Origin of the sequence: Streptomyces sp. NPDC058051, from assembly GCF_042885475.1 — a bacterium.
In the GTDB taxonomy this organism is placed as follows: Bacteria; Actinomycetota; Actinomycetes; order Streptomycetales; family Streptomycetaceae; genus Streptomyces.
Window position 1 is genome coordinate 667,736 of the sequence record NZ_JBHVRW010000001.1, and the last position, 26,984, is coordinate 694,719.

General features: G+C 69.5%; 24 protein-coding genes. 12 read left to right on the plus strand and 12 right to left on the minus strand.

Annotated elements, in window-relative coordinates:
- The first annotated feature begins 75 nt into the window (after positions 1-75).
- Entirely contained in the window at positions 76-1,566 is a 1,491-nt protein-coding gene (locus ACFVUT_RS02805; protein ID WP_389643148.1) for an LCP family protein, read from the plus strand.
- A gap of 25 nt (positions 1,567-1,591) precedes the next feature.
- Here ACFVUT_RS02805 and ACFVUT_RS02810 read toward each other — a convergent pair whose 3' ends face one another.
- From ACFVUT_RS02810 to ACFVUT_RS02820, 3 genes are read right to left on the minus strand one after another with little or no spacing between them, the layout of a single operon-like run.
- Positions 1,592-2,140, minus strand: coding sequence for a GNAT family N-acetyltransferase (locus tag ACFVUT_RS02810; RefSeq protein WP_389643151.1), 549 nt, complete (start codon positions 2,138-2,140; stop codon positions 1,592-1,594).
- Positions 2,137-4,848 carry a magnesium-translocating P-type ATPase gene (mgtA, locus tag ACFVUT_RS02815; RefSeq protein ID WP_389643155.1) on the minus strand — a complete coding sequence of 904 codons (2,712 nt, stop codon included), beginning with the start codon at positions 4,846-4,848 and terminating at the stop codon, positions 2,137-2,139. The genes ACFVUT_RS02810 and mgtA overlap by 4 nt, the downstream gene beginning before the upstream one ends.
- Entirely contained in the window at positions 4,832-5,197 is a 366-nt protein-coding gene (locus ACFVUT_RS02820) for an ArsR/SmtB family transcription factor (protein ID WP_389643158.1), read from the minus strand. Before ACFVUT_RS02820 ends, mgtA begins: the two co-directional genes overlap by 17 nt.
- A 274-nt stretch (positions 5,198-5,471) precedes the next feature.
- Between ACFVUT_RS02820 and ACFVUT_RS02825 the strand changes: the two genes are divergently transcribed.
- From ACFVUT_RS02825 to ACFVUT_RS02840, 4 genes are all read left to right on the plus strand, one after another.
- Positions 5,472-5,882, plus strand: a complete 411-nt coding sequence (locus ACFVUT_RS02825; RefSeq protein ID WP_389643161.1) for a roadblock/LC7 domain-containing protein — start codon at positions 5,472-5,474, stop codon at positions 5,880-5,882.
- A 121-nt stretch (positions 5,883-6,003) separates the two neighbouring features.
- Positions 6,004-7,107 carry a DUF6397 family protein gene (locus tag ACFVUT_RS02830; RefSeq protein WP_389643164.1) on the plus strand — a complete coding sequence of 368 codons (1,104 nt, stop codon included), beginning with the start codon at positions 6,004-6,006 and terminating at the stop codon, positions 7,105-7,107.
- Positions 7,108-7,149: 42 nt separating this feature from the next.
- On the plus strand, positions 7,150-7,638 hold the full coding sequence (locus tag ACFVUT_RS02835) for a GNAT family N-acetyltransferase (RefSeq protein ID WP_389643167.1): 489 nt from the start codon (positions 7,150-7,152) through the stop codon (positions 7,636-7,638).
- A 155-nt stretch (positions 7,639-7,793) separates the two neighbouring features.
- Positions 7,794-8,414 (plus strand): LAETG motif-containing sortase-dependent surface protein, encoded by a 621-nt coding sequence (locus ACFVUT_RS02840; RefSeq protein WP_389643168.1) that lies wholly within the window; start codon positions 7,794-7,796, stop codon positions 8,412-8,414.
- A 90-nt stretch (positions 8,415-8,504) separates the two neighbouring features.
- Here ACFVUT_RS02840 and ACFVUT_RS02845 read toward each other — a convergent pair whose 3' ends face one another.
- Complete coding sequence (locus ACFVUT_RS02845) at positions 8,505-10,652, minus strand: SpoIIE family protein phosphatase (RefSeq protein WP_389643170.1); 2,148 nt, start codon at positions 10,650-10,652, stop codon at positions 8,505-8,507.
- A gap of 250 nt (positions 10,653-10,902) precedes the next feature.
- Here ACFVUT_RS02845 and ACFVUT_RS02850 point away from each other — a divergent pair, with 250 nt between their 5' ends.
- Positions 10,903-11,976 carry an enoyl-CoA hydratase/isomerase family protein gene (locus ACFVUT_RS02850; protein WP_389643172.1) on the plus strand — a complete coding sequence of 358 codons (1,074 nt, stop codon included), beginning with the start codon at positions 10,903-10,905 and terminating at the stop codon, positions 11,974-11,976.
- A 112-nt stretch (positions 11,977-12,088) separates the two neighbouring features.
- Here the strand turns inward: ACFVUT_RS02850 and ACFVUT_RS02855 are convergent, their stop codons facing one another.
- The 6 genes from ACFVUT_RS02855 to ACFVUT_RS02880 all read right to left on the minus strand — a co-directional run bounded on the left by ACFVUT_RS02855 (position 12,089) and on the right by ACFVUT_RS02880 (position 17,537).
- Positions 12,089-13,555 (minus strand): arabinose isomerase, encoded by a 1,467-nt coding sequence (locus ACFVUT_RS02855; protein ID WP_389643174.1) that lies wholly within the window; start codon positions 13,553-13,555, stop codon positions 12,089-12,091.
- 436 nt (positions 13,556-13,991) lie between these two features.
- Positions 13,992-14,219: a hypothetical protein gene (locus ACFVUT_RS02860; protein ID WP_389643177.1), complete on the minus strand. Its 228-nt coding sequence runs from the start codon at positions 14,217-14,219 to the stop codon at positions 13,992-13,994.
- Positions 14,220-14,304: 85 nt separating this feature from the next.
- Positions 14,305-14,799, minus strand: a complete 495-nt coding sequence (locus tag ACFVUT_RS02865; RefSeq protein WP_389643179.1) for a hypothetical protein — start codon at positions 14,797-14,799, stop codon at positions 14,305-14,307.
- A 180-nt stretch (positions 14,800-14,979) separates the two neighbouring features.
- A complete protein-coding gene (locus tag ACFVUT_RS02870) occupies positions 14,980-16,386 on the minus strand; it encodes an FAD-binding oxidoreductase (protein WP_389643181.1) in 1,407 nt (468 codons plus the stop codon).
- Between the two features lie 105 nt (positions 16,387-16,491).
- Entirely contained in the window at positions 16,492-16,938 is a 447-nt protein-coding gene (locus ACFVUT_RS02875; protein WP_389643184.1) for a hypothetical protein, read from the minus strand.
- The gene (locus tag ACFVUT_RS02880) at positions 16,938-17,537 is read right to left on the minus strand and encodes a hypothetical protein (RefSeq protein ID WP_389643187.1); all 600 of its coding nucleotides are present in this window, start codon (positions 17,535-17,537) and stop codon (positions 16,938-16,940) included. Before ACFVUT_RS02880 ends, ACFVUT_RS02875 begins: the two co-directional genes overlap by 1 nt.
- A 241-nt stretch (positions 17,538-17,778) precedes the next feature.
- Between ACFVUT_RS02880 and ACFVUT_RS02885 the strand changes: the two genes are divergently transcribed.
- Positions 17,779-18,612: a pentapeptide repeat-containing protein gene (locus tag ACFVUT_RS02885; RefSeq protein WP_389643190.1), complete on the plus strand. Its 834-nt coding sequence runs from the start codon at positions 17,779-17,781 to the stop codon at positions 18,610-18,612.
- 154 nt (positions 18,613-18,766) lie between these two features.
- Complete coding sequence (locus ACFVUT_RS02890) at positions 18,767-20,131, plus strand: radical SAM protein (RefSeq protein WP_389643193.1); 1,365 nt, start codon at positions 18,767-18,769, stop codon at positions 20,129-20,131.
- Between the two features lie 315 nt (positions 20,132-20,446).
- On the opposite strand, the gene ACFVUT_RS02895 is transcribed toward ACFVUT_RS02890, so the two are convergent.
- Positions 20,447-21,295 (minus strand): NAD(P)-binding domain-containing protein, encoded by an 849-nt coding sequence (locus tag ACFVUT_RS02895; protein ID WP_389643196.1) that lies wholly within the window; start codon positions 21,293-21,295, stop codon positions 20,447-20,449.
- On the opposite strand from ACFVUT_RS02895, the gene ACFVUT_RS02900 reads away from it, so the two are divergent.
- The 4 genes from ACFVUT_RS02900 to ACFVUT_RS02915 all read left to right on the plus strand — a co-directional run bounded on the left by ACFVUT_RS02900 (position 21,294) and on the right by ACFVUT_RS02915 (position 25,758).
- Positions 21,294-21,845 carry a GH25 family lysozyme gene (locus ACFVUT_RS02900; protein ID WP_389643199.1) on the plus strand — a complete coding sequence of 184 codons (552 nt, stop codon included), beginning with the start codon at positions 21,294-21,296 and terminating at the stop codon, positions 21,843-21,845. The genes ACFVUT_RS02895 and ACFVUT_RS02900 overlap by 2 nt on opposite strands.
- 318 nt (positions 21,846-22,163) lie before the next feature.
- On the plus strand, positions 22,164-23,177 hold the full coding sequence (gene adhP / locus ACFVUT_RS02905; protein ID WP_389643201.1) for an alcohol dehydrogenase AdhP: 1,014 nt from the start codon (positions 22,164-22,166) through the stop codon (positions 23,175-23,177).
- A gap of 427 nt (positions 23,178-23,604) precedes the next feature.
- Entirely contained in the window at positions 23,605-24,204 is a 600-nt protein-coding gene (locus ACFVUT_RS02910) for a DUF6058 family natural product biosynthesis protein (protein ID WP_389643203.1), read from the plus strand.
- A gap of 378 nt (positions 24,205-24,582) precedes the next feature.
- Positions 24,583-25,758 (plus strand): S1 family peptidase, encoded by a 1,176-nt coding sequence (locus tag ACFVUT_RS02915; RefSeq protein ID WP_389643206.1) that lies wholly within the window; start codon positions 24,583-24,585, stop codon positions 25,756-25,758.
- A 293-nt stretch (positions 25,759-26,051) separates the two neighbouring features.
- Here ACFVUT_RS02915 and ACFVUT_RS02920 read toward each other — a convergent pair whose 3' ends face one another.
- On the minus strand, positions 26,052-26,798 hold the full coding sequence (locus ACFVUT_RS02920; RefSeq protein ID WP_389643209.1) for a class I SAM-dependent methyltransferase: 747 nt from the start codon (positions 26,796-26,798) through the stop codon (positions 26,052-26,054).
- Positions 26,799-26,984 lie beyond the last annotated feature (186 nt).

Genomic DNA, 26,984 nt, shown 5'->3' on the forward strand with positions numbered 1-26,984 from the left:
ACATTGCGCAACTGTACAACCATGAGGTGGCGGAGCACGTCTTCCATCGTGGAAGACGGACGGACGGGGTGGCCGATGGCAGGAAGTCACAAGACGGCAGCGAGCAGGCGAAGGGGCGGCCGACTGCGGCGGACAGCCGTGTTCGGGCTGTCGTTCCTCGTGCTGCTCGTCGCGGGCGTCGGGTGGGTCTACCTCAAGCTGAACGGCAGCATCGACACCTTCAGCGCGGACGGAATCTCCGGTGACCGGCCACCAGGCTCGTCGAAGGGACAGAACGTCCTGGTCATCGGATCGGACTCGCGCTCGGGAAGCAACAGCGAGCTGGGTGGCGGCACCGGTGCGGTGGGGCGCTCCGACACCGCGTTCCTTCTCCACGTGTACGCCGACCACAAACACGCGGTCGCCGTGTCCATCCCCCGTGACTCCCTGGTGGACATTCCGGCCTGCAAGATGCCGGACGGACAGTGGACCGCTCCGCAGCGCAACGCGATGTTCAACGGGGCGTTCTCGGTCGGGGAGACAGCCGAGGGAAACCCGGCCTGCACCCAGAACACCGTCGAACAGCTCACTGGCCTGCGCGTCGACCACACCGTCGTCGTCGACTTCGCCGGATTCTCCGCCCTGACCTCGGCCGTCGGAGGGGTCACGGTGTGTCTGCCCCAGGACATCTACCAGCGCGACCTCAGCCCGAAGCGGCCCACACGAGGCGCCCGGATCTTCGCGAAGGGCCCGCAGACCGTCTCCGGGCAGCGGGCACTCGACTACGTCCGGCTCCGGCACGGCATCGGTGACGGCTCGGACATAGGGCGCATCAAGCGCCAGCAGGCATTCGTGGCCGCGCTCATCAAGAAGGTCAAGTCCCGGGGGCTGAACCCCACGAAACTGCTGCCCCTCGCCGACGCGGCCACCGACGCGATGACCGTCGACCCCGGGCTCGGTTCGGCCGACAAGCTCCTCTCGTTCGCCCTGTCGATGAAGAACATCGACCTGCACAACACCAAGTTCGTCACTGTTCCCTGGCGTTACGAGGGCTCGCGCGTCGCCATCGTCGAACCGGACGCCGGCGCGCTCTGGGCCGCGCTGAAGGCCGACCGCACGGTCGACGGCCAGGACGCCAGCGGCAAGGGAACGACCGAGGGCGACGCGAGGGCGAGCGACCCGGCCTCGCCCTCCGCCCCCGCCCCGGTCTCCGGCGCGGGCATCAGCGTCGCCGTGTACAACGGCACCACGGTCACGGGGCTGGCGGCCCGAGCGACCGAACTGCTGCGCGCCCGGGGCTTCACTGTCACCACCACGGCCACGGCGAGCAGCCAGGACCAGGCCTCGACCGTCATCGAGTACGGACCGGGGCTGCGCGACAAGGCCGAGACCACCGCCCGACTGTTCGCCGGAGCTCGGGCAGTGGCGTCCGACACCGCCGGAGTCCGGGTGATCCTCGGCAGTTCCTACGCCCAGAACCCGTCGATGGCACCCGACACCCCGGCCCCCTCAGCCGTGCCGTCCACCGTCGCCGACGGCGCGCGGTCGGCGGACGACGACCCGTGCGCGGACCTCTCGTACGGCTGATCCGCGCCCGGACGGGAGGCGGTGTTCAGCGCTGCGTACGCTCCGTCCGGAGCTGAAGCGCCGGATGGCGGGGGGCTGCGAAGCCGTACGACTCGTACAGCGCGGCGCCGTCCACGGTGGCGTTCAGATCGACCACCATGACGTGGGCCTCCTCGCGGAACCAGGTCAGCAGGGCATCGAGACAGACACGGGCATGCCCACGGCGGCGCCGACGGGGATCGGTACTGACATTGGACACATGCCCGTGCAGTCCGGCGGGATTCGACGGACCGGGCGCACGCACCTCACAGGTCCCGACCGCACTGGACACGGTGCCGAGCTCCGGATCGTCGACCAGGAACGCGGCGAACGTGGCGGGGCGGTGCAGCCGCTCGGTGAACCACTGCGCGCAGGCCGCCCGCCACGGGGCGTCCGGGCCGCCCGTCTCCATCCCCATGTCGGCCAGCATCAGACCCCGCAGCCGTACCAGCGCGGGCACGTCGTCGTCAGTGGCGCGGCGGGCACGTATCCCCTGCCCCTGGTCGACGACGGTACCGGTGGCGGAATCCGCCTGGACGGCGCGCGACGGGGTCATGAGGATCTCCACTTCCGTTCGTAGCGGGCACGGGCAGCCTTCAGCCCGTATGCGTACAGGGCGAGCACCGTCGCAAGCAACAGGTAATAGAGCGGTGGCAGCGTGCTCATGCCGAGCAGCGAACCGAGCGGGGTGAGTGGCAGGAGCAGGCCGACCACCGCCAGACCGGACGCGGCCGCCCGCAGTGGACCGCCACTGTGCCCCTCGGCGGTGCTGCGGCCCGTGCGGAGCAGCAGCATCACCAGAGCCTGGGTGAGCAGGTTCTCGGTGAACCAGCCGGAGTGGAAGGCCTCCTGCCCGACCGACGTCGCCGACCCGTGCAATGCGCAGGCCAGCACGGCGAACGTCGCCAGGTCCGCCGCGGCGTTCAGCAGACCGAACCCCGTGATGAAGCGGAGGAAGTCGCGCGGGCGCAGTACCGTGGGCCGCCGCAGCACCGCAGCCGCCGGCCGGTCGAACGCGAAAGCGAGCTGCGCCACGTCGAAGCACAGGTTCTGCACCAGGACCTGTGCCGGGAGCATCGGCAGGAACGGCAGCATCAGCCCTGCGGCGAGCATCGCGATGACGTTGCCGAGGTTCGACGAGAGCGTGATGCGCAGATATGTGGCGATGTTGCCGCTGGACCGCCGGCCTGCCGTGATCGCGTGCTCGATGGCCGCGAGGTCCTTCTCCGCGAGCACCACGTCGGCCGTCTCCCGCGCCACGTCGACCGCGTTGCGCGGGCAGATGCCCACATCGGCCGCGTGCATCGCAGGCAGGTCGTTGACGCCGTCGCCGAGGAACCCGGTGGTGTGTCCGGAGGTACGCAGCGCGGAGACGATCCGGGCCTTGTGCTCGGGCGTGCAGCGGGCGAAGACGGTCGTCCGGTCCGCGACCTGTGCGAGCTGTCCGTCCGACAGCGCGTCGATCCGATCCGCGGAGACCACGTCGCCCGGATCGAGGCCCAGATCCCGGCAGGCGCGGGCGACGGTCCCCGGATCGTCGCCGGTGAGAACCTTCACGGGGACGCCCCGGTCCTCCAGCACGGTCAGTGCCTGCGCGGCGCTCGGCGTGAGAGCGTCCCGCAGAGCGACGAAACCGAGGAATGCCATCCCCCGCTCGTCGGCCGTCGTATACGCACCGAGCCGGGCGGGCCGCTCGGTCCGGGCCACTGCGAGCAGCCGCAGACCGTGGGTGGCCTCGCGGGCGGCCAGGGCTCGCAGACGGTCGCGTTCGGCATCGTCCATGGTGCACCGGTCCAGTACCGCCTCGACCGCGCCCTTCGTGACGAGGGTGTGGACGCCGAGCCTTCCGGGGGTGCGGACGACCGCGGTGGAGAGGCGCCGCACCGGGTCGAACGGCAGGGCGGCCACTCCCTCGTACGAGGACAGCGCCTCGTCCCGCTCCTCGGCGGCGTCCAGAACCGCTTCGTCGAGTGCGTCGGCGGCGGGCAGATCGGCGAGCTGCAGCGTCCACAGGGCGTTGACCGCGGCCCAGCGCAGTGCTTCCGGATCGGCTCGGCCCATCGAGTTCAGCGTCCGGTCGACGACCGGACGGTCCTGTGTGAGGGTTCCGGTCTTGTCCAGACACAGCACATCGATCGCGCCGAGGTCGTGCAGAGCGGGCAGCCTTTTGACGATCACCCCGTGGTCCCGGGCAAGCAGTGAGGCACCTCTGGCCAGTGCCGTGGTGACGATCACCGGCAGCATCTCCGGGGTCAGCCCGACCGCCACCGCGACGGCGAACGGCAGCGTCTCCAGGCCGCGGCCGCGCAGCGCCGCGTTGGCCATCAGCACCAGGGGCGGGGTGAGCAGCATGAACCGGATCAGAGTCCAGGAGATCCCCTGTACCGAACGGTCGAAGGCGCTCGCGCCCCGGTGGCGCGCCGAGCTGTCGTACGCGGCGGCGAACCGGGTGTCGGCACCCGTGGCCGTCACCACCGCGGTGCCGCTGCCCGACGCCACGCTGCTGCCCTGGAAACACAGCTCGGGCCGCCCGAACGGGCCGGCCCCGACGTCGGCGGTGCCGTGCTGACCCGGAGTATCGACGGGCTCTTTGGCGACGGGCGCCGTCTCACCCGTGAGAGCCGACTGATGTACGGACAGGCCGCTCGCGCGCAGCAGGCGCACATCGGCGGGCACGAGGTCTCCCGGGCCGAGTCTGATCACATCGCCCGGCACCAGCTCGCCGACCGGCACCTCGCGCGCACGCGGCGCGGCGTCCGGGCCGGTGCGGCGCAGCACGGTAGCGGTCGTCGCCACCAGCTGCCGGAGCGCGGCCGTCGAACGGTCGGCCCGGTGTTCCTCCGTGGAACGCAACAGACAGCTGACGACCACGAGCACCAGTGTCACGGACGCCGTGCCCCAGGAGGCCACCGTTGCCGATACCAGACTCAGACACAGGAGCACCGTCGTGAACGGATCCCGGAGACTGCGCAGGAAGCGGCGGGGCCAGGAGACGCGTCGCCAGGCGGGCAGCGTGTTCTCGCCGAGCCGCGCAAGTCGTTCCTCCGCCTGTGCCTCCAGCAGCCCGCGCGGCCCGCTGTCCAACGAGCGGAGCACCTGCAAGGAGGTCGGCGGCACACCCGGTGAAGCGTGCGGACCGGTCTCGGACGCCGCGCTCAGGCCGGCCGCCGCGCCTCCCAGCGGTATGACGACGGCGGTGGGCGACGGGTCGGGATCGGTGCTGCCGGTACCTGCGGCGGCACTGCTCTCAGGCACCGAGCTCATGGAGGCGTACGGGGTGCGCCGGAGCGTGTCCGGCGCGTGCGGCGAGCTGGCCGACCATCAGCCGGACGACGGTCACCACGTCGGGATCGTCGACCAGGTACACCTGCCGGCGGCCTTCGCGGCGGGACCTCACGAGACCGGCCAGTTTCAGCTTTGTCAGATGCTGGCTCACCGAAGGAAGGGTGCCGCCCACCCGGTCCGCGAGCCCGGTCACATCGCTTTCGCCCTGCGACAGGGCCCACACGATGTGCAGCCGCGCCGGCGTCGCCAGCAGACCGAACGCAGCAGCGGCCTCCGCCAGTACCTCCGCGGGCGGATCCCCGATTCCGTCGTCGGCAGCTGTCGACACTCTCGCTCTCCCTGTCCGCATGGGCCGTTTCTCGCACCCGAAGTACCCAGTGTAGGCGCCGGAGCGCAGCCCTCCACGGGCCCATGGCCTCACGGGCGACCTGTGCGCACACCATCGGGCGCGGCAGACGCGCACGGCGGTGCGTGTCCAGGAGACGCCGAAGGGCCGTGACCCGGCCACATGACCGAGGAGTGCTTGCCCGTACGTGACCAGTGCGCGAGGCTTACGCGAAACGTGGGGCACGGGGAACGTATGAGCGGGGAGGAGCGGGGACATGGCGCTGAACAAGGAACTCGACTGGCTCCTTGACGACCTCACGAGCAGGGTCGAGCACATCCACCACGCGTTGGTGCTGTCCAACGACGGACTGGTGACCGGAGCGAGCACGAGTCTGGCGCGCGAGGACGCGGAGCATCTTGCCGCGGTCTCGTCCGGACTGCACAGCCTCGCCCGTGGATCGGGACGTCACTTCCGGGCGGGCAGGGCGCGGCAGACCATGGTGGAGTTCGACGAGGCACTCCTCTTCGTGACGGCCGCGGGGGACGGCAGCTGCCTGTGCGTACTGAGTGCGGCCGAGGCCGACGTCGGTCACGTCGCGTACGAGATGACGCTGCTCGTGAACCGGGTCGGAGAGCATCTCGGCGTCGCTGCGCGCGCGGTGGAGAGCGAAGGGGAAATCACCTGACGTGACGTGGCCTGACTCGTCCCGTCCCGGTCGTGGAAGTTTTCCACAGGCCGGGCGGGCGAGGGCTCTCCCGCATTACGGTGTTCACAGAGAGTAATCGAATCTCGCGGGGGAGAACATCATGACTGTGACCGGAGCTGTGCGCCCGCAGGCGGCCGACACCATGGCCGTCGGCACGGCAGCACAGGAACTGCGCCTGAAACGAGGCGAGTTCGCCATCGCCGTGCATGTAGGTCTGGTCCACGTGGTGGTGCAGCCGGGCAGCGGCAGGCCGAGGGTGTGCCGGGAGGAGCTCGACCGGCTGAGGACGCAAGGCGGGTTCCCGGAGACGCTGCGGGAGCGGGTGCGCACGGTCGGCACGGCGGAAGGAGCCGTCCTGCTCGGGATCAGTCCGGACCGCTTCACCAAGCTGGCCCGGGCGGGGTGCCTCACACCGATCACCTTCTACCTCAACCGGTACCGAGCGGTGGTGTGGCTGTATCTCGCGCAGGAGCTGTCCGGGTTCGCCGCCCGGGAACCCGAGCTCCTGGTGGGCAGGAGCCCGGCCTGGGTGCGCAGCCGATTGGAGGGAGGCGCCGACAGCCGTGCGCGTGCCTGGCGCTCGCGCCGGGTCGAACGGCTGCTGAGCCTCACGGAGGACCCCTGGGCCCGCGCGGCGGTACTCGCGGAGACGCTGGATCCGGTGCAGTTGGCAGAAGTGGTCGACGATCCGTACGAGCGCGTCCACCTCGCCAGGATCCGGCCCGAACCGGCCTTCGGGCCAACGGGATCGGCCACGGCCAGAGAGACCGCTGAGCGACTGATGCGGGCCGACGAGCCGGACGAGATGCTGTGGCGGAGGGTCGGCCTGATCACGGCGCTGGACACCGCGCGGGAGACCAGGCCGGCCCCGCGTCCGGGCGACGAGCCGCGCCCGCGCACCGATGCCGGAGGCGGGGCCGGGCAGGAATCCGAGGCCGAACGGGATGCGGGGCGCGAGTCCCCGCCGGTTCCCGGTCCTGGTGGGTCCTCCGTGTCCGCCCAGGACCGCGGCCCTGTCCAGGGGTTCGGTTCCGCCGCGGTGCCCGAGGCCGCGCCAGCCTTCGTGCCCGTACGGGATGGGGCCCCGGTGCATGATCCGGCACCCGGTCCTCGGCCTGTGCCGACAGCGGCGCCCGAAGCCGCGGTCGGGCTGCTCGCCCGGCTCGGTCTGCGGAGGCGCTCCTCCCGGCGGCCCCGTCGGTAAACAGCTCGTGCGGGGGAGGCCCGTGCCGTCATCCTGGCCGACATGCTGATCAGGGAAGCCACTGCTGAAGACTGGCCCGCCATCTGGCCGTTCTTCCACGAGATCGTCGCCGCGGGCGAGACCTTCACCTACCCGCTCCACCTCGGGGAGGACGATGCCCGCTCCTGGTGGCTCCTCACGTCACCGAATCGCACGGTGGTCGCGGTCGACGACGAGGGAATCGTCCTCGGCACGGCGAAGATGAACAACAACCACCTGGGCAACGGCTCACACATCGCCAGTGCCAGCTACATGGTCGACCCCCGGCATTCGGGGCAGGGCGTGGGCAGGGCGCTGTGCGCGTACACGCTGGACTGGGCTCGTTCGTCGGGGTTCCGGGCGATGCAGTTCAACGCCGTGGTGGAGACGAACACCCACGCTGTCCGGCTCTACCGCTCGCTCGGATTCGAAGTCCTGGGAACCCTTCCCGAGGGGTTCGAGCATCCGAAACACGGATTCGTCGGACTGCACATCATGTATCGCCCCCTGTGAGAGTCCGACCTGTCCGCCATGTCCCAACCAGTGGTGATGTGGGTTCCGTTGTGACTTCTATGTTTCGTGGGGCGGTTGCGCGCGTAGTTGTGAGGCGCAGTAATCTGCGCCCCACCGCCATCCAGGCGACGAAACCTATGCGGAGGAAGAATTTCATGACCATACCCAGGAGATCGCTGCGCGCCGCGGGAACGCTCGCGGCCGCAGCGGTGGTCGGCCTGACCGGCACGGTCCTCTCCGCCGGCACGGCCGCAGCTCACACCCCCACCTGGGCCGTGACCTGCACCGAGGTGAGCCTCGATCTGACCGCCTACAACAGCAACGTCACCAACCAGGTGACCGTGACTGTCGACGGCCAGGACCTCCTGCCCGCCGAGAACTTCGGCAAGGAGTTCCACAAGAAGCTCGAACTTCCCCAGCACGACAAGGAACTGACGGTTCGCCTCGTCGTCAAGGCCGGGGACGGCGACAACTTCTCGCGCGACGAGACCAAGAAGGCGCCGGTGTGCGAGAGCACCACCCCGTCGCCCGAGCCGTCCGAGGAAACGCCGTCTTCGGCGCCCTCGTCGGAGGCGCCCGCCGAGGACGCGACGCCCAGTGAGGCGGCTTCGGAGTCCGCGCCCGCCGCGGCCACTCCGAGCCCCAGCTCGCCTGACCTCGCCGAGACGGGCTCCTCGTCCGCCACCCCGATCATCGGCGGGGCGGCTGTCGCCGTTCTGCTGGCCGGCGGCGGCATCATGTGGTCCGTGCGCAAGCGTCGTACCGCACAGCACTGACGTGGCGCGGTGGTCCTGGCACAACAACGTGTCAGGACTACCCGTCGAGGGGGTGCCGCACCGCTGGGGGCGACACCCCCTCCGTGCTTCTCACGCCTGCTGCGGCTTCTTCCGCTCCGGGGGTGGAGGGGGAGCGGAGCAGGACGGCGCAGGCGGCCCGATCTCGCACCAGACGGCCTTCCCCTCACCGCGGGGCTCGATGCCCCAGCGGCCGGCGACGGCGTCCAGGAGCAGCAGTCCTCGGCCCGAGGTCGCGGTCTCACCCGGGTTGCGGCGTCTCGGCCAGACACTGGAGAGATCCTGCACCGACAGCCGGACCCGGCGGACGGGCTCCGGCAGCATTTCCAGCGTGAGAATCGCCCCGCCTTCCGTATGCAGAAGCACATTCACCAACAGTTCGTCGGTCACCAGTTCGGCGTCGTCGGCGAAATCGGCCAAGTCCCAGTCGGTCAGGGCCTGGCGAACGATGGTACGTGCGTCGGACAGCCCCTCAGGGTCCGCCTGATGGATGTACTGATGCAGCCGCGGAGCCCGGGGGGAACCGGATTCAGGGCTGCGTCGCAGCACCAGGAGTGCGACATCGTCCCCCGAGCCCCAGCGCTCCCAGAGCCGGTTCGACAGATGATCGGCGAGGTCCTCAGCACCTGCGGGCCCCGCGCCGATCTCGTCGATCAGAGTCTGCACCCCCGTGTCCACATCGGCCCCCGGCTCTTCCACCAGTCCGTCGGTGTACAGGACAAGAGTTTCGCCCGGGAGCAGGTCGAGACGGGTCTCCGGAAACTCCTCGTTCTCGAAGTCGGTCGAAATGCCCAGCGGCAGGCCACCCCGCACCTGAGGGTTGCCGACCCGGCCGTCCATGTGCCGGATCAGAGGCCCGAAGTGCCCGGCGCGCACCGCACGCACCGTCCCGGAGGCGAGATCGACCTGAGCGTACGTGCACGTCGCGAACCGTTCCGTGTCCAGTTCGGCGAGGAAGCGCGAGGCCCGCGCCAGCACGGTCGACGGGGGGTGTCCCTCGCCTGCGTAGGCGCGCAGGGCGATCCGCAACTGGCCCATGATGGCGGCGGCATGCGTGTCATGGCCCTGCACATCGCCCACGACGATGCCGAAGCGGTTCATCGGCAGCGGGATCACGTCGTACCAGTCACCCCCGACCTGGCGTCCGCTCCACGCCGCGTGATAGCGCACGGCCAGCTCGCCGCCTTCGACCTCCTGGATCCGCCGCGGCAGCATGGTCGCCTGGAGACCGGTGGCGAATTCGCGCTCCTCGTCGAAGAGCTTCGCCCGCTGGAGGGACTGGGCCACGATGGCGGCCAGGCCAAGGCAGAGGTTGCGCTCATCAGCGTCGAAAGCCGTGTCCCCACGGTAGAAGAGGGCCAGGGTGCCGAGGGTGCGCGCCTGGGCGATGAGCGGCAGATAGGCGGCCGCGCTGAACTCCAGCCGTCCCGCGTAGCGGGCCAGCGCAGGGTAGCGGCGGATGAGTTCCGGGACCGAGGACAGGAACCGGGGGCGCCCGCTGAGAAGTGTGTCGGCCAGGGGATAGTTCCGGTCAAGGCCCGCAGATCCGAGCTCGTCGAGTGCCTCCAGCGGATTGCCGCCGAGGGCGATGAGGCTCAGTGAGGCGTCGTCGACCAGAGCGAGCGCGAGGCCGTCCGCGCCGAGCCGTTCCACTCCACCCGGCCCGGTGAGCGCCGCGGTCACATCGTCCACGGTCACCGCACGGGACAACGCACTCGTCGTTTGTTCAACGATGCTGGTGTGGCGCTGCCGACGTCTTTCCGTGTTCAGCATGAAGGACGAGTGAACGACTTCCGCCGTCGCGTCCCGGACCACCCCGACCACCTGGCGCGCCCGTCCGTCGTCGTCGCGCAGAATCCGTGCCTGGAGATGGGTCCACTGGTCCGGGCGTTCGTCGACCGGCACGCTGAGATGAACGCTGTACGAGCTGTGGCCATCCCTGATCGCCTCGTCGATCGCCTCGTGCAGCCGGGCGCGCTCCACGGGCTCCAGCCGCTTCAGCAGTGCCTCGGGACGTGAGTCGAAAGTCGACGGATCCAGCCCGAGGACCAGCAGGCCCGCGTCGTCGATGTCCAGCGTGTGGGCGTCCAGATCCCACGCGAAACTGCCGGTCCGATTCAGGGCGAGTCGCTGCGCCGTCGCTGTCTCGCCGCCATGGGGCACGTCGATCAGCGGGCGGGGCAGGGAGGGGGCGCCTCGCTGCTGGTCGTGATCGGTCATTCCTGCTCCGTCGGAGATCGTCCGGCGTGGGCGGCGGGGCTGCAGTGCACCCCGTCTCGATGTATCAATTGTCGAACCGGTTCCGGCAGGCCGCCACAGATGACACCCGGCAGAAGGCGGGGCCGAGCGCCGATCCGCCCCGCCTCGGCACCCCTGCTGCCCGAGCCCGGGGCGCGCCCCGCAGAATGGCGGCGGAAGTTCGTCCGTGACCGGCGGGCGATACGGCACAGGGGCTGACCGGAGCGCAACCATGAACCACGACGAATCCGTCCTGCTGCACACCGAGGGGCGCGTCCGTCACATCACGCTCAACCGCCCGCGCGCCCTCAACGCGCTCAACCACGCCATGGTGCTTCGCATCGACGAGGCGCTGGCCGAGGCCGCGGCCGACGACGCCGTCACCGCGGTCCTGATCACGGGAGCCGGAGAGCGCGGCCTCTGCGCAGGCGGCGACATCCGTTGGATCCATGACGACGCCCGCGCGGGCGGCAGTGCATCCATGGACTTCTGGCGTGACGAGTACCGGCTCAACGCGCGAATCGCCCGATTTCCCAAGCCGTATGTCGCGATCATGGACGGCATCGTGATGGGCGGGGGCGTCGGCGTCTCGGCCCACGGCGACGTGCGCGTGGTCACCGAACGCTCCCGTGTCGCCATGCCCGAGACCGGCATCGGTTTCGTCCCTGACGTGGGCGGGACGTACCTGCTCGGATCCGCGCCCGGCGAGCTCGGCACCCACCTGGCACTGACGGCGGACGCGGTCGGCGCGGCCGACGCCCTGCTGTGCGGGCTCGCCGACCACTTCGTGCCGTCGCAGCGCCTCGCCGAGCTCACCACCGCGCTCGCGGGCTGCGGTACGGCTGCCGAGATCGAGGAGACGGTACGGCGCCACTCCTCACCCGCGCCGAGCGGTGCACTGGCGGCGCACCGCGAGTGGATCGATTCCTGCTACCGGGCCGACTCCGTCGAGGAGATCCTCGACCGTCTCGACGACAGCGGTGTGCCGGCGGCCAAGCAGGCAGCCGAGACGATCGCCGCCCAGTCGCCCACCGCCCTCAAGGTGACGCTCGCCGCCCTGCGCAGATCCCGACGGCTCGACAGCCTGGAGGCGGCGCTCGATCAGGAGTACCGGACTTCGTGCACCGCCTTCACCAGGCCCGACCTGGTGGAAGGTGTGCGGGCCCAGATCATCGACAAGGACCGCAGCCCGCGGTGGATTCCGGCGGATCTGGCCGAGGTCACCGACGCCGACGTGGCGCGCTTCTTCGCACCGCTGGGCGACCGGGAACTCGGCCTCGCTCCCGTCTCCCGACTGACTGACTGACTGACGGGAACGGGAACGGGAACGGGAACGGGACGAAGACGAGGACGAGGAGGGGGAGGGGGACGGGAAGGGGATCCGGACGGAGTCGGGCGGACCGGAATCCCCGGCCGATTCAGAGGTCGTCGGGGCCGGTGACGGCACGGAACGGGATCCGGAGCAGGTCCGCTGCCGCCTTGAAGTCCTTGGCGCGGTGGCCGGTGCAGAGAGTCCAGTGGTGACCGACGCCGGTCGCCGACCAGGCGTCGGTCCACTCGCCGGGGTCGAAGCCGAAGTCGACACGCGAGGTGGTGTTGCCGATCTCCAACAGGGGCCCCGGGACGACTTCTCCCTCGGATGCGATGAACGTGAAGGTGCCATCCGCTTCCTGACCGAGGCCGAACGTGGTGACCGGACCATGCCTGACGTCGAACTCGACACTGACGCCCCAGCCGCGTTTTCCGTGGTACACGCCCAGTCCGCGCAGCAGGGGATCCCGTGCGCTGATCGCGAGGTGGGCAGGGCCGTCGTGGCCCATCTCCACGACCCGGTCGCGGAAGTTGAGAGCCTGGAACTCGGTGAACGAGCCGCCGGCGCCGATGGTGTCGGCGATCAGCATGGCGAGGCTGGTGCGCAGCTCGTACTCCCCGGCCATGGGGATGCCGCGGGCGGTCAGCAGCGACGCACCGAGGATCATGCCCGCGCCGAGCCGCTCGTGGACCTCGCCCTCCAGCCCCCGGTGGTAGTAGGCGAGGCTGTCGAGCCGGAAGTCCTCGACGAGGCGTTCCAGCCCGACCGACACACGGGCGGCCCAGGCGAGATCGTCCTCGTCGACGGAGGAGTCGAGAGTGAAGAGCGTACGCGCGAGTGCGACACGTCCGGCGGTCTCCTCGTCCGTCACGGCCGCTACCCGGACCCGCAGGTCGTCGAATTCGATCACCTCCACATGCCCGCCGAACTGGGAGGAGACCAGCGTCATATCGGTGGATACGTCGAGCATCCCGGGGTAGAGGTGGCCCATCAACCCGTGCCGGCCGTGGCGCAGCGCGCCGCGCACCTGTGCGGCGGAGATCCAGCGGCGGATCCGGTTCCACGCGTTCTCGTCGCGCAGATGGCCGGAGACGGAGCGGAAGGGAATGCCGCTGCGCCGGAACGCATTGGCGACCTCCGGCAGCGGGCACTGCCCGCAGTACGCCAGCCACGTGCCGGTGTCGGTGTTCGGGTGGTCCATCGCCTCCGTCGGCTGGAGATCGATGACGAGTATCGGTGTGTGGGTGCGCTGGGCGATCGGCAGGACCATCGAGGCGGTGAGGTACGTCGTCAGGAAGGTGACCACGATGTCGCAGTCCGCGCTTCGCAGGCGCTCGGCCGCGCCGGCGGCCTCCTGCGGGTCGGAGATGAAGCCGGCGTCGACGACCTCGCAGTCCATCTCCTCGAACCGGGCGGTCACGAAGCGCGCGGATTCCCGTAACTGGTCGAGAAGGCCGGGGAACTGCGGCCAGTACGCGCCGAGTCCACCGGAGACCAGACCGACCCGGGTACGGCGACGCGTGATACGGCGGGTGAGCGCGCTGTCGAGCACGGCGGGGGAGAGATCGGTCATGGGTTTCCTTCCTTCGTCATTCACCGGGGGGTGTCCGGACGGGTGTGAATCGTTTCATTCGATCACGGGTCAGCTCTGGCCAAAGCTTCCTGGTCATGCGGAGGTCGCGTCGTCCGGTGATGAATTACTTCCCGGGTGAATCAATGCACCCGCCGGGGCGAGGTGTCGAGGGAGGGGGGATGGCTGCGGGGCGTGCGCGACTTCCGTGCGGGCCGACAGACACCGGGAGCGCTCCGGGTCGCCCTGAGAGCGCTCGGTGCGCCGGCTCGTCCAGTGCATGGTGACGCATCGGAGCGACGAGGTGAAGAGGACCGGCGCGATGACAGCGGCCTTGCAGCCTGCCCGCCCGTCCGCCCACAGACCGCTGGGCGGGGACGCTCCACCAGGCCGCCCGGCGAGGGAACACACCGCAACCGGTGCCGCTCCACAGGCTCGTTCAGTGACCGCTGCCGGACATGCTCGGCTGGAGCGCGCACACGAGAGCGAAGAACCGGGATTCGTTGCCACAGAACCCCGCCCGCTCCAGCGCGCCATCGGCCTCCGCCATCGGTGAGGCGAGGAGCGGTACGTACAAGGGGCCGTCATCAGGTTCTGCGAGCGCGGCGCGAGTGGCCTCCAGCAGTCGGACGTACGCCTGGGCCGCGGCGAGTTCGTCGTTGCGCATCTCAGCATCTCCCGGTCAGAGGTGTCGGATCCACCAGCATCGCCCATGGGTCTGACAACGCTCCCGCACAGCGGCGCGTGCGAGATCACCGGCCTCCGTTCGGCTGTCGGGCACCGGCCGGTGGCTCGACCTCAAGGAATCGTCTGCGACGCGGTCCGCGGTAGGCCAGCACCGTCCAGCCCCACTCCCGCAGCACAGCCGCGCACCGGGCCAGCTCGTCCTCCTCCGCACGTGCGGCCCCGCTCCCCGGCGGACCGACCCACTCCACCCTGACGCTGACCGACGCCTCGCCCTGCGCCACGCGGTATCCGGTCGCCGTACGCAGGCCGGACCCCTCCACGGCCGAAGCGGTCACGCCCGACGCCTCCAGGGCCAGGGCGACGGCCCGCACCGGACGATGCCTCTCCCACGGGGCGGGCACGCGCTCCGGTGTCGCGTGCCCGGTGTTCGTCAGCCGCCGGATCTGCAGCATCCCCTCGAACGCCGTCCGAACCGAGGCGGCACGCTGCCCGTCCGCCGCCGGGGGCGCCGGACCGTCCCCGGTGGCCGGTTCGAACCCGGACTCGCGCTCGGTGTCCATCAGCGTCCCCTCCGCCCGTGCCGTACTGCTGCCAGTGTGCGTCGTCCCACTGACAACGACCCGGGCACAGGGCAAAGACCCGGGCACAGGGCAAAGACCCGGGCACAGGGCAAAGACCCGGGCACAGGGCATCGACCGCCACGGACAGGTGGGGCGGACCGACCGCACCCCGCTTCCTGGTCACGCCTTCGGAGCGCTCTCCCCACCGGCCGGCGACCGGCCGAGTACCTTGCCCGGGTTGAGGATGCCGTGCGGGTCCAGCGCCGCTTTCACCGCGTGATGCATGTCCAGCACCGCGGAACCCAGTTCCTTGTTCATGCCGCGCATCTTCAGCAGCCCCACCCCGTGCTCGCCGGTCACGGTACCGCCGAGGGAGATCGCGTCGTCGAGGATGTCCTCGAAGGCCGACTGGGCGCGCGCACGAGCGGCTTCGTCACCCGGTGGGGTGATGATCAGCGGGTGCAGGTTGCCGTCACCGGCATGGGCGATATTGGCCACCAGAATGTCGTGCCGGGCCGCCGTCTTCTCGATCCTGGCCAGCATTTCGGGAACCGCGGTCCGCGGCACGCAGACGTCCTCGGTCAGCACCGGACCGAGTCGTTCCAGCGCCGGGTAGGCCAGCCGCCGCGCCTGGAACAGCGCATCGGCCTCCTGCTGATCCGTGGAGACCGCCGCCCACGTCGCGCCCGCCTGTTCGAAGCAGTCCCGCACGAGTTCGGCCTCGGCGTCCCCCTCGGCACCAGGCGTGTCCACCCGGCCGAGCAGCACCACGTCCGCGTCGGCGGAAAGCCCCATCTTCTTCCATGCGTCGACGGCGGCGAGGCAGTGACGGTCGACCAGTTCGAGCGCCGAGGGGATCACGCCCGACGCGGTCACGGCGCTCACCGCCTCTCCGGCCGCGACCACGGACGAGAAGTACCCCGCCACGGTCCGCTCCTGCGGCCGCGCCGGGCGCAGCCGCACGGTGATCTCCGTGATCACGCCAAGGGTGCCCTCGGACCCGACCATCAGTCCTGCCAGGTCGTATCCCGCGACGCCCTTGGCAGTGCGCCGGCCGAGAGACACGACCTCGCCGAGCCCGTTGACCACGTCGAGAGCGAGCACGTAGTCGCGTGTCACGCCGTACTTGACGCAGCACATGCCGCCGGCGTTGGTCGCGACGTTCCCGCCGATCGTCGACCAGGGCGAGCTCGCCGGGTCCGGCGGGTACCAGAGTCCGTGCTCCGCGCAGGCCGCCCGCAGATCATCGTTGACCACTCCGGGCTGGACGACGGCCAGCCGCTCCGCGCTGTCGATGTGGACGATGCGGTTCATGTCCTCGAACGACAGGACAATCGCCCCGTCGACGGCGTTCGCCCCACCTGACAGGCCGGTGCCCGCACCGCGCGGCACCAGCGGAATGCGATGGGCCACACAGTGCCGGACCACGTCCCGCACCTCTTCGGCGCTCTGCGGACGCACCACGGCCAGCGGCGTTCCGTAGGGAGCCCATTCGGCCTCGTCGTGCTGATACCGGGCAAGGCCGGCCGGATCCGTGAGCACCCGCCGGGCAGGGATGCCGTCCACCGGTGCATGCGTCGCGTCCATGGCCACCTCCAACAAAGATGTAATAACCACCATCATTGCGCGCATGCCTTACGGACCGCCTCGGACCCCCCGGCCCGGTGGGCGTGCGGTCCGCCGGCCGCGTCGTCACACAGGGTCGAAGCCCCGGAGGAAGTGGGCGCGCAGGAGGGCCCGCCGCGGCGCGTCGGCCAGTCGCTCGCCGACCCAGAGGAAGAAGTCGTCCGCGAGGGTGTCCGTCCAGTCGTAGGCCGGATCGAACGGACCGGTGTCCGGCGGGGGCAGGTGCGCCTGCCACGGCTCGTCGGGGGGACTGTCGACCGTGACGGCGCGGGTGCCGTCCGGCTGCTGTACATGCTGGACGGTCACCTCTTCACAGTCCCACCGGCGTTCGCCGTACTGCAGCCAGAGCACCGAATCGTCCGCGTACAGGGCGGCAACGGTGCCGGTGCTGTGCGGCAGCACGTGGACGAAACCGTGGCAACGACCGGAGGCCGGGGTGAGCAGCCCGGACGCCGGATCCAGCGCCCACACCGCGCCATGGCGGTCGTAGTCCTGCAGCACTGTCGGGGACATCAGTGACGCGGCTCCAGGCCCAGTTCCCGGTCGATCGCGGCATTGCTGCGGGTCGCCGCGTCGACGACCGCCGCCCAGCTGCCGTACTTGGCGAACTGCTGGTCGGCCGTCGGGCCCAGCGGATTGCCGTACTTCGCCATGTTGCGTTCCTCCAGAGCCTGCACGGCCTCCGGAGACATACCCGCGCGAGTGATGTCCTTGGCCTCGTTGCGCAGGGTGACCAGCACGCGGGCGATCTCCTCGTCGGAACGGCCTTCGGCGCGCATCCGGTCCTCGACGCGCTCCATGGAGTCGAGCAGTTGGTGATAGCGGATCCGTACCTCGCGCGCTTCCGCCCACTCCTGCGGATTCATCTCGCGGATCGAGCAGACCACCGGATCGCTGCTGGCGCACGGGGTGTCCGGACCGGACACGGCCGCATGCGCGATGGTGCCCGGCAGCCCGGCGGCGGGGGTGGCGATCGCCGTCCCGGGCGCGAACAGGGCGCCGCCCGCCACGGTGAGCAGCGGAAGGAGAACGGCGACGACCAGCCTGCGAATGAGCCGGGCCTGTGGGAACCCGGAGGAGGACGAGGCGGCAGACGATGTACGTACACGCATGAAGAGGCGCTCTTTTCGCCAAGGGAACAGGGCGAAACGGACGTTACGGCGGCTGCGGCGTCCTGGAGCGATCACGAAATCGGCGCGTACGGGTGACGCGCCCCGATAGGGTTGACAGCCCGACAGCCCGACAGCCCGACAGCCCGACAGCCCGACAGCCCGACAGCCCGACAGCCCGACAGCCCGACAGCCCGACAGCCCGACAGCCCGACAGCTTCGTACCGCAGAGGATCCACGCACCGTGCCCGACCACGTCCTAGGACCCGGTACCGACCGTGCCTCGCTGCGCGCCGACTGCGCGAACTGTTTCGGACTGTGCTGCGTCGCACTTTCGCTGACCCGGTCCGCGGACTTCGCGATCAACAAGGGTGCCGGTGAGCCCTGCCGCAATCTGCGGGAGGACTTCCGCTGTGCCGTCCACACCGAGCTGCGGACCCGGGGATTCCCCGGCTGCACCGTGTACGACTGCTTCGGAGCCGGCCAGAAGGTCTCTCACGAGACCTTCGACGGGCAGGACTGGCGTCGGGCCCCGCACACCGCCCGGCAGATGTTCCAGGTGTTCCCGGTCATGCGACAGCTCCACGAACTGCTCTGGTACCTCACCGAAGCACTGTCCCTGGAACCGGCGCGCTCCCTGCACGGCGAGATCCGTAGCTCCCGCGACGAAACGGATCGCCTCACCCGTCTGCCGGCACACGCGTTCACGGACCTGGACGTGGCCGCGCATCGCGACGACGTGGCCGCCCTCCTGCTCCGTACCAGCGAACTCGTACGAGCGACGGCGCCCCGAGGGAAGAAGCGCGACCATCGCGGCGCCGATCTCATCGGAGCCAGGCTGAGGGGCGCCGATCTGCGGGGGGCCGATCTGAGGGGCGCGTACCTCATAGCAGCGGATCTCAAGGGCGCCGATCTGCGTCTGGCCGATGTGATCGGGGCCGATTTCCGGGACGCCGACCTGGCAGGCGCGGACCTGACAGGAAGCCTTTTCCTCGTCCAGGCCCAGCTCAACGCCGCGAGGGGCGACGCGGCGACGAAACTCCCGCCTTCTTTCACCCGCCCCACGCACTGGAAGTGAGTCTCCGCACGGACCGTGGCACGGGCAGCGCGGCCACGCACCCTGGCACCGGAGTGAACGGCCGGTGCGGCCGGGCACCGCCGACGCCCTTGGTTCGTTGGCCAGGGTGGCGTTCCCGGAACGCCGTCGACGACCGGACCGAGGAGTCCCGCACATGTCCAGCAGTACCGACCACAGCCGCACCGACCACAGTCGCGCCGACGGGAGCCGCACCCGCCTGGTCGAGAGCCTCATGGAGCGATTCCCGCACGTGCCCCGGGAAGCCGTCATCAAGGAGGATCTGCTGCGTGGCGGCATGGCGTTCGACGAGTCCGCGCTCAGTGACAACGAGGGAGGTGACGTCAAGCCGAAGTCGTACTTCATCTTCTCGTTCGACCACGGAACCCTTCCCGAGCTGGGCGCCGCCGCACTCCGCCGTCCCCCGGAGGAGATCGTGCTCACCGGAGGTCCGTACGAACTGCGCAGGACCGTCGTGTCGGTGCGGGTCAACCCGGCGTCTCCGTACCGTGTCGCGGCCGACCACGACGGCGTGCTCGGGCTGTACCTCGACGGCAGGCGGATCTCCGACGTCGGTCTGCCGCCCATGCCGGACTACTACCGGCACACCCTGGAGAACGGCAAGTCCGTGATGGAAGTGGCACCCACCATCCAGTGGGGCTATCTCATCTATCTCACGGTCTTCCGGGTCTGCCAGTACTTCGGGGCGAAGGAGGAATGCCAGTACTGCGACATCAACCACAACTGGCGCCAGCACAAGGCGGCCGGGCGTCCGTACACGGGTGTGAAGCCGGTCGAGGAGGTCCTGGAGGCGCTGGCCATCATCGACAGGTACGACACCGCGAAGACGTCCACCGCCTACACCCTCACCGGCGGTGCCATCACCTCCCACATCGGCGGCCGCGACGAGGCCGATTTCTACGGGCAGTACGCCAAGGCCATCGAGGAGCGCTTCCCCGGTCGCTGGATCGGGAAGGTCGTGGCCCAGGCCCTGCCGAAGGCCGATGTGCAGCGTTTCCACGACTACGGCGTCCAGATCTACCACCCCAACTACGAGGTGTGGGACCGCCGGCTGTTCGAGCTCTACTGCCCCGGCAAGGAGCGCTACGTGGGCCGCGACGAGTGGCACCGTCGCATCCTGGACTCCGCGGAGGTCTTCGGCCCCCGCAATGTCATCCCCAATTTCGTCGCGGGCGTGGAGATGGCCGAGCCCTTCGGCTTCACCACGGTGAAGGAGGCCATCGAATCGACGACCGAGGGCCTGCGCTACTTCATGTCGCACGGCATCACGCCTCGGTTCACCACCTGGTGCCCCGAGCCCACCACCCCGCTCGGGAAGACCAACCCGAACGGGGCGCCGCTGGAGTACCACATCCGCCTGCTGGACGCCTATCGCGCGACCATGGAGGAGTACGGGCTCAGCTCGCCTCCCGGTTACGGCCTGCCCGGCCCCGGGCGGGCAGTCTTCTCCGTCAGCTCGTTCATGGACAGCCTCCCGGCCCGACCGGAAGACGTCCGGTAGCACCGATCCGCTCGTCGGATTCCGCGCGGCGACTGCACCACGGCAGACGACGTCCTTGCTTACTTGCCGGCATCTGGCATCTGGCATCTGGCATCCGGCATCCGGCATCCGCGCGACGCTCTGGCCGAGGTCGACCTCACGCAGCCGCGGTCCGTGGAGAGGGCCGCCCGCGACACCGACCGACCTCGGCGGATGAAAGGCGTGGCCTGCGGGCCGGAGCCGAAGGCCGCCTGGGCCGGACCGCGATTTCTCGACGGTCCGGCCCAGGCGGCCACCGCGACACGGTGAACCTTCCGCTGTCGACGCCCCGGTCCGTCAGGCGCGCCACTCCGCCGTGCGCTCGGGAGACGCTTCGGCGAGCGCCTTGGCAATGGCTTCGACATCGCCCCGGAGGCTGTAGACGGGAGTGCCGGGCTGCTGCCGCCAGGACTCGTCGATGCCACCCGCGTCCACGGTGTCGAATCCGAGTTCGTCGATGAGGTCGCGTACGACCTGCTTGGCCGCGGCGTCGTCACCGGCCACAGGCAGGGCCTGACGACCGGGGGTGCCCTTCGGGAGGCTGTTGTCGAGGATGTCCTGCGCGTACGTGTCGTTGAACGCCTTGACCACCGGGTGGCCGATCTGCCCCTCGGTCCACCGGCTCTCGGCCAGACCGTCCTCGATCGCGGCGATCCGACCGTCGCGCTGCTGTGGGTAGTAGTTGCCCGTGTCGATGACAACGGCACCCTCCGCGGCCTCGTCGAGGAACCCGGAGGGCAGAGCGGGTACGGCCTTCAGCGGGACGGTGACGACAACGACCTGGGCTCCCCGAGCAGCCTCCGCGGCGGTGACCGGAGTCGCCCCGGTCTCCTCGGCGAGTGCGGTGAGGGTCTGCGGGCCGCGCGAGTTGGCGACGGATACGTCATGGCCCAACGCGGTCAGGCGCCGCGTGAGGTTGCCGCCGATGTTGCCCGCTCCGACGATGCCGATTCTCATGGATCTGCCCCTTCGATGATGACAGTCGTACGTGCCGTGCTCTCGTCGCTCCGTCAACTGCCCACGGTGGATGACTATTCCGAGTAATGGCAAAACGATTCGTCCGTTCACCCGGAGGATGGGACCGGGCAACTGCGGGCACGTACAGAAAGAGAAAGGGATCAACGAGCACATTGGAGGCGGTGCCATGCTGCATGGCGTCGATGTCAGCTCCCATCAGGCGTCCTTCGACACGACCGGACTGGACTTCGTCTTCATCAAGGCGACCGAGGGCCGTTCGTATGTCAATCCGCATCTGGACTCGCAGGTCAAACGAGCCAGGGACGCGGAATGCGTGGTCGGCTTCTACCACTTCCTCTGGCCGGGCAACATCCAGGCACAGGCGAAGTACTTCGTCAGCAAGGCCCCGGAGAAGGCGGGGGATCTGCTCGCTGTGGACTGGGAGGAGAACGGGGAAGGCACGCGCGCGAGCAATGCGGAGAAGGACCAGTTCATCCGCGAGGTCAAGCGACTGAGGCCCCACAACAGGGTTCTGCTGTACTGCAACCGCTATTTCTGGCTGCATCACGACACCACGTCCTATGCGGGGGACGGTCTGTGGATAGCTGATTACGTGACCGCGGGTGAGCCCAGGATCAAGGCTTCCTGGCGCATTCATCAGTACACCGACCATCCGCTCGACAAGGACGTGGCCGCGTTCTCCTCGCGGGCCGCCATGCGCGACTGGGCGGGCGGGTAGCCGCACGCGCAGGTCGTGCGACCGGCGACCGGGCATCGGTGAGTGGGCGCAGGTGCCGGTGCCGGTGCAGGCGTAGGCGTGGGAACCGGGCGCGAGGCACGGGATGCGGCACACGCGGCACGGGCACGGGACACGGGGCGGGAACGGGCACGGGACACAGGGCACGGGACACGGGGCGGGAGCGGGCACGGGACACGCCGCACAAAGGAGCGGAATCCGGCCATTCGAAATAGTCTGTTTCGAGGCTTCTGTCACCTCAGGTGTCATCGGGGGTGACCGATCAGCCCGACGTGCCCGATCGAAGCGGAGGAGTCATCCATGAAAGCCGCCGTTGTCCGCAGCTTCACCGAGCCTCTCGTGGTCGAGGAGCGGCCGGTGCCGACGCCGGCCGGACACCAGGTGCTCGTGCGCATGGAGACCTCCGGTCTGTGCCACACCGACATTCACGCCGCACAAGGTGACTGGCCGGTCAAGCCGAGCCCGCCGTTCGTGCCGGGACACGAGGGCATCGGCATCGTCGAAGCCGTCGGAGAACACGTCACACGTCTCGCGGTCGGGGACCGGGTGTCCATCCCCTGGCTCGGCGAGGCATGCGGACACTGCGACTACTGCGTCTCAGGCTGGGAGACGCTCTGCCTGGAGCAGCAGAACAGCGGCTACTCCGTGGACGGCAGCCATGCCGAGTACGCACTCGCCCACGGAACCTACGTGGTGCCGGTGCCCGACGGTGTCGACCCACTGGACGCGGCACCGCTGTCCTGCGCCGGCGTCACCACGTACAAGGCCGTGAAACTGTCCGGCGCGCGCCCGGGCACGCGCGCGCTCGTCTCCGGCATCGGGGGTCTGGGACATCTCGCCCTGCAGTATGCGCGGATCTTCGGTGCCGAGACGATCGCGGTCGACGTCACCGACGAGAAGCTGGCCCTCGCCCGCGAACTGGGCGCCGACCACGTCATCGACGCCCGTGTCCAGGACGTGGCCGAGGAGACGCATCGGCTCGGGGGTGCCGACGCGGCCATCTCGCTGGCCGTCAGCAACGAATCGTTCAGTGCCGCCTATGGCGCGCTGCGCCGAGGGGGGACGCTCGTCCTGGTGGCGCTCCCGGCGGAGGGCAAGCTCGAACTGCCTGTCTTCGACACGGTGCTGAACGGCACGAAGATCGTCGGCTCCATCGTCGGAACCCGCGAGGATCTCGCCGAGGTGTTCCAACTGCACCGGCTCGGTCGCACACGTGTCGTCCGTGAGAGCCGGAGCCTTGAGGACATCAACGCGTCGATCGAGGCCGTGCTGAAGGGCAAGGTGCCCGGTCGTCTCGTCTTCGACATGCGCTGAGCCGATCCGCGCACGGACGGAGCGCGACCGCACGTGCCCCTGTCCGCACCCCAGACCTTCCCGAGTGGTCGGTGGGGTGCGGACAGGCGCAGACCGGCGCCGACCTTACGACCGCGACGCGCTGAGCCGTCTTTCGGTTTCGCGCACAAGGGCGGCACTCGGCGTGTGGTTGCGGTCCGGCCGTGCGAGCGGAACGGTGACCGGGGTGCGCGGTTCGGCTGTGCAGGGGAAGCGGCACGCCCATCCCTGTTCTGTCCCGAACAGGGATTGATCGTCAGGGGTTGTGGGTCCGTGGGCGTGGCCCGAGGGCGGGGGTGCCTCGGGCGTCCTGCGTTCGATGGTTCGGGGAGTGCCGAACCATTCGGCCGGTAGCGTGCGGAATCCCGTGCGGGACACCCCCGCGCCGGTGATGCCGGAGGACCACCTCATGCCGGACACGGCCCTGAAACAGCAACTCGCCGAGCGGTTCCGCGAGGTCAACGGTGACCATCCGATGACCGATGCGGACGATGCGTATGTCAGCGCGCAGTTCGTCTCCCTGGAGGAACTGTGCGCCGTCCATGGCCGCGGCAGTGATACGGTCCGCCGGCTGATGCTGGGACAGGGGCTGCCGCTTCCGGGATATCTGCGCTCCGATGGTGCCGAGATGGTGCCGGCCGACCTGTTCGCGCTCGCCGACGAAGCCCGTGGCGTAGACGTACTTGAAGCGTGGTTCACCGCGCACTGGGTCGATCCGGTTGCCGGGAAGGCCGAGTGGAGTTCGTATCTCAGCGGACAGTACGTGTGCCTGCGCTCGGTGACGCCGGCCGCCATTCAGCGCAAGGACTACGTGACGACCGCGATCGGTGCCGCAGCGAGCGAGCCGGGTGCCGGTTCAGTGCAGTGGGCGGAGCGGCTGCACTCCTTGATCGATGAACTCGACGCGCTGGAACCGGCGTTCACCGCCTACGACCGTCTCCGGTTCGGTGGACCCACGTCCCGGGACACCTCCATCACCGCGATGCGCGCCCGCTTCCCGCGCCCGTGACCTGAGGCCGTGGCCGACGGCCGGCATCGGTCTCGGGGGTGCACGCCGCGCGGGCTCTTGGACATTCGACGAGGCGGCCACGTTCGAAAGCGTGCTCCGGCGCGGACAAGGGCGACGAGGCGGGGTGCGTTCCTGGCGCGCCACCGCCGCGGCTCGGCCGTCTGTTGCTGGGCAGGTCGTCTGGGCCCACCCACATGATCAGTGAGGTGTCCTTCCGATTGTCGGGCCGTCAGGTTCATTGGCATGGACCTGGTAAGCCTGCTCGGCTACAGTCCCTTGCGGCACACTTTGAGAGCGCTCTCAGGTGAGACCTCTCGGACGCCTGCTGTTCCTCCCCACGAATGTCGGAACAACAGAAGGGCCATTCCCTTGAGACGCATGACAGCCTTACGTGCGAGCCTTGCCGCCACTCTGGTCGTCGGAGCCTGGGCGACCGCCGGCCTCGCCTCCGCCTCTGCCTCTCCCTCCGGATCCGCCGTGAACGCGCCGTCCACGGCTTCCCGTGCTGAGGGCGATCGGATGCCGGCGGCCGACGGACTGATCTCCGCCATGCGCAGAGACCTCGGTCTGACGGAACGTCAGGCGCGGGAGCGACTTGCCGCGGAGAAGACGGCAACGGCCGTACAGAGCAAGGCCGAACGGGCCGCTGGATCGTCGTACGCCGGATCGTGGTTCGAGCCCGCCACGGGCAAACTCGCCGTGGCCGTCAACGACCCCAAGAGCGCCGAGGCGGTAGAGGCCGCCGGGGCGAGCGTCCGGCTGGTGAGCCACAGTGCACGGCAACTCGACGCGACCAAGGCGCAGCTCGACAAACTGTCCGCACCGGAGGGCGTCAGCAGCTGGCACGTCGATCCGAAGGCGAATCGGGTCGTCGTGAACGTCGTCGCTTCGGCAGCTGATGACAACGATGTCCGGAAGTTCGTGGAACGGGCTCAGAAGGCGGGCCCCGTCCTGGTGGAACGGACGCCCGAGGCACCCAGGACCTTCTCCGCCGGGACAGTGGGAGGCGACCCGTACTACACGGGCAACGTCCGGTGTTCCATCGGCTTCTCCGTGTACGGCGGCTTCGTCACCGCCGGACACTGCGGTCAGGCGGGCGCGGGCGTGAGCGGATGGGACGGCTCGGCCATCGGCAACTTCCAGGGATCGTCCTTCCCCGGTGACGACTACGCCTGGGTCAGTGTGGGCAACGGCTGGTGGACCGTCCCCGTGGTGCTCGGCTGGGGTACCGTCTCCGACCAACTGGTCCGTGGTTCCGCGGAGGCACCCGTCGGCGCCTCGATCTGCCGCTCTGGCTCCACCTCTCACTGGCACTGCGGCAATGTGCTGGCCAAGAACGAGACGGTGAACTACAGCCAGGGTGCCGTCTATCAGATGACCAAGACGAGCGTCTGCGCCGAGCCGGGTGACTCCGGTGGTTCGTTCATCAGCGGGGACCAGGCCCAGGGCGTCACGTCGGGCGGCTGGGGCAACTGCAGCAGCGGTGGCGAGACCTGGCACCAGCCGATCAACGAGATCCTGAACCGGTACGGACTGACATTGCACACGGCCTGACGGTATGTGAGTGGGGTCGGGAGGTTCTCCTGACCGGCTCTTCGGGACGGGCCTGTCGCGACAGGAGGTACGGCACTTCGGAGCGACAGGCCTTCCGCAGCCACGTGTGCCTGGCGTCAGTGGCGGTACAGGATCGTGCAGGGACGGTCGGGAGAGGCGGTAATGCGACGGTCGGGGAAGGGCGCGCGGTCGGATCGGAACGAATTTCCCCGTCCCGCTACCGGCGCCCGTCCTTCCCGCGCCGATGCCGTGGATCGTTCCTGATCCGGGCAGACGTCTGCCGCAACGCCGTCTCAGCAGACAGCAACGGCCAGGCTGACCACGTAGCGCTCCTCGACCGTCCCGCTCGGGAAGAGCTCGGTCAGCCGGTCACGCTCCGCGGACAGGAACGTCTGTGTGGCGTTCTCGCCGAGCATCAGGAAGTCGGAGTAACTGGCGAGGTTCGCGAGATGTGTGTCGAGCGGGACGTGGCGAGTCCACGCCACCTGGCGGGTGGAGAAGTCGAGCTCGGGTGGCAGGCCGCGAAAGCGGGACAGGGGATCGGGCTCGTTGTCGTCGGCACCGAAGAGGTGGCGCAGGCGGGCGTCCTGGTCGGCGATCCAGGGAACCGTGCTGTCCGAGTCGTTCCACCACAGGGCGAGTGCACCGCCGGGGCGAAGCACCCGCAGGGCTTCCGGGACGGATTTGCTCTGGTCGGTCCAGTGCCAGGCCTGGGCGAAGGTGAGGAAGTCCATGGAACCGGAGGCGAGCGGCAGGCTGTTGCCGTCCCCGAGCACGAGGAGGACATCGGGCAGTCCCAGCCGGAACTGTGAGGCCATTCCGGGGCCGGGCTCCACCGCGATGACATGCGCGCCGCGGGCATGCAGGAGGGCGGTCGCCAGTCCGGTTCCGGCACCGATGTCCGCGACTCGGGCGCCCTTCAAAGGGCGGTCGGCGAGCTCTTCGAGCGCCGTCAGAAGAGCAGGCGGATACGAAGGGCGATGCGCGGCGTAGCCGGCGGCGGCCTTGTCGAAGGAAAGAGCCTGAGATGTGATCGTCATGCGACCATCTTCGGTGGCTCGAAGGCGCCGGGTACAGTGCCTTTTCTTCATGCAGGCGTGCACGACGGGTGAGTTGCCGGGCTCCGCGCATCACGTGAGGGACGGGGTGTCACGGCCGAAGGCGGGCCATGGGGGAACCCCGGCCCGATTCCGGCGGGCCGGGGTTCTGTTCATCCGGGTGTTCCG

Coding starts and splice junctions, on each gene's coding strand:
- ACFVUT_RS02835 (WP_389643167.1), top strand. CDS start 7,150: ATGCTGATCAGGGAAGCCACTGCTGAAGACTGGCCCGCCATCTGGCCG.
- ACFVUT_RS02880 (WP_389643187.1), bottom strand. CDS start 17,537: ATGCGTGTACGTACATCGTCTGCCGCCTCGTCCTCCTCCGGGTTCCCA.
- ACFVUT_RS02875 (WP_389643184.1), bottom strand. CDS start 16,938: ATGTCCCCGACAGTGCTGCAGGACTACGACCGCCATGGCGCGGTGTGG.
- ACFVUT_RS02865 (WP_389643179.1), bottom strand. CDS start 14,799: ATGGACACCGAGCGCGAGTCCGGGTTCGAACCGGCCACCGGGGACGGT.
- ACFVUT_RS02810 (WP_389643151.1), bottom strand. CDS start 2,140: ATGACCCCGTCGCGCGCCGTCCAGGCGGATTCCGCCACCGGTACCGTC.
- ACFVUT_RS02895 (WP_389643196.1), bottom strand. CDS start 21,295: ATGGCACCGCCTCCAATGTGCTCGTTGATCCCTTTCTCTTTCTGTACG.
- ACFVUT_RS02850 (WP_389643172.1), top strand. CDS start 10,903: ATGAACCACGACGAATCCGTCCTGCTGCACACCGAGGGGCGCGTCCGT.
- ACFVUT_RS02860 (WP_389643177.1), bottom strand. CDS start 14,219: ATGCGCAACGACGAACTCGCCGCGGCCCAGGCGTACGTCCGACTGCTG.
- ACFVUT_RS02825 (WP_389643161.1), top strand. CDS start 5,472: ATGGCGCTGAACAAGGAACTCGACTGGCTCCTTGACGACCTCACGAGC.
- adhP (WP_389643201.1), top strand. CDS start 22,164: ATGAAAGCCGCCGTTGTCCGCAGCTTCACCGAGCCTCTCGTGGTCGAG.
- ACFVUT_RS02910 (WP_389643203.1), top strand. CDS start 23,605: ATGCCGGACACGGCCCTGAAACAGCAACTCGCCGAGCGGTTCCGCGAG.
- ACFVUT_RS02920 (WP_389643209.1), bottom strand. CDS start 26,798: ATGACGATCACATCTCAGGCTCTTTCCTTCGACAAGGCCGCCGCCGGC.
- ACFVUT_RS02900 (WP_389643199.1), top strand. CDS start 21,294: ATGCTGCATGGCGTCGATGTCAGCTCCCATCAGGCGTCCTTCGACACG.
- ACFVUT_RS02915 (WP_389643206.1), top strand. CDS start 24,583: ATGACAGCCTTACGTGCGAGCCTTGCCGCCACTCTGGTCGTCGGAGCC.
- ACFVUT_RS02805 (WP_389643148.1), top strand. CDS start 76: ATGGCAGGAAGTCACAAGACGGCAGCGAGCAGGCGAAGGGGCGGCCGA.
- ACFVUT_RS02840 (WP_389643168.1), top strand. CDS start 7,794: ATGACCATACCCAGGAGATCGCTGCGCGCCGCGGGAACGCTCGCGGCC.
- ACFVUT_RS02890 (WP_389643193.1), top strand. CDS start 18,767: ATGTCCAGCAGTACCGACCACAGCCGCACCGACCACAGTCGCGCCGAC.
- mgtA (WP_389643155.1), bottom strand. CDS start 4,848: ATGAGCTCGGTGCCTGAGAGCAGTGCCGCCGCAGGTACCGGCAGCACC.
- ACFVUT_RS02845 (WP_389643170.1), bottom strand. CDS start 10,652: ATGACCGATCACGACCAGCAGCGAGGCGCCCCCTCCCTGCCCCGCCCG.
- ACFVUT_RS02870 (WP_389643181.1), bottom strand. CDS start 16,386: ATGGACGCGACGCATGCACCGGTGGACGGCATCCCTGCCCGGCGGGTG.
- ACFVUT_RS02830 (WP_389643164.1), top strand. CDS start 6,004: ATGACTGTGACCGGAGCTGTGCGCCCGCAGGCGGCCGACACCATGGCC.
- ACFVUT_RS02855 (WP_389643174.1), bottom strand. CDS start 13,555: ATGACCGATCTCTCCCCCGCCGTGCTCGACAGCGCGCTCACCCGCCGT.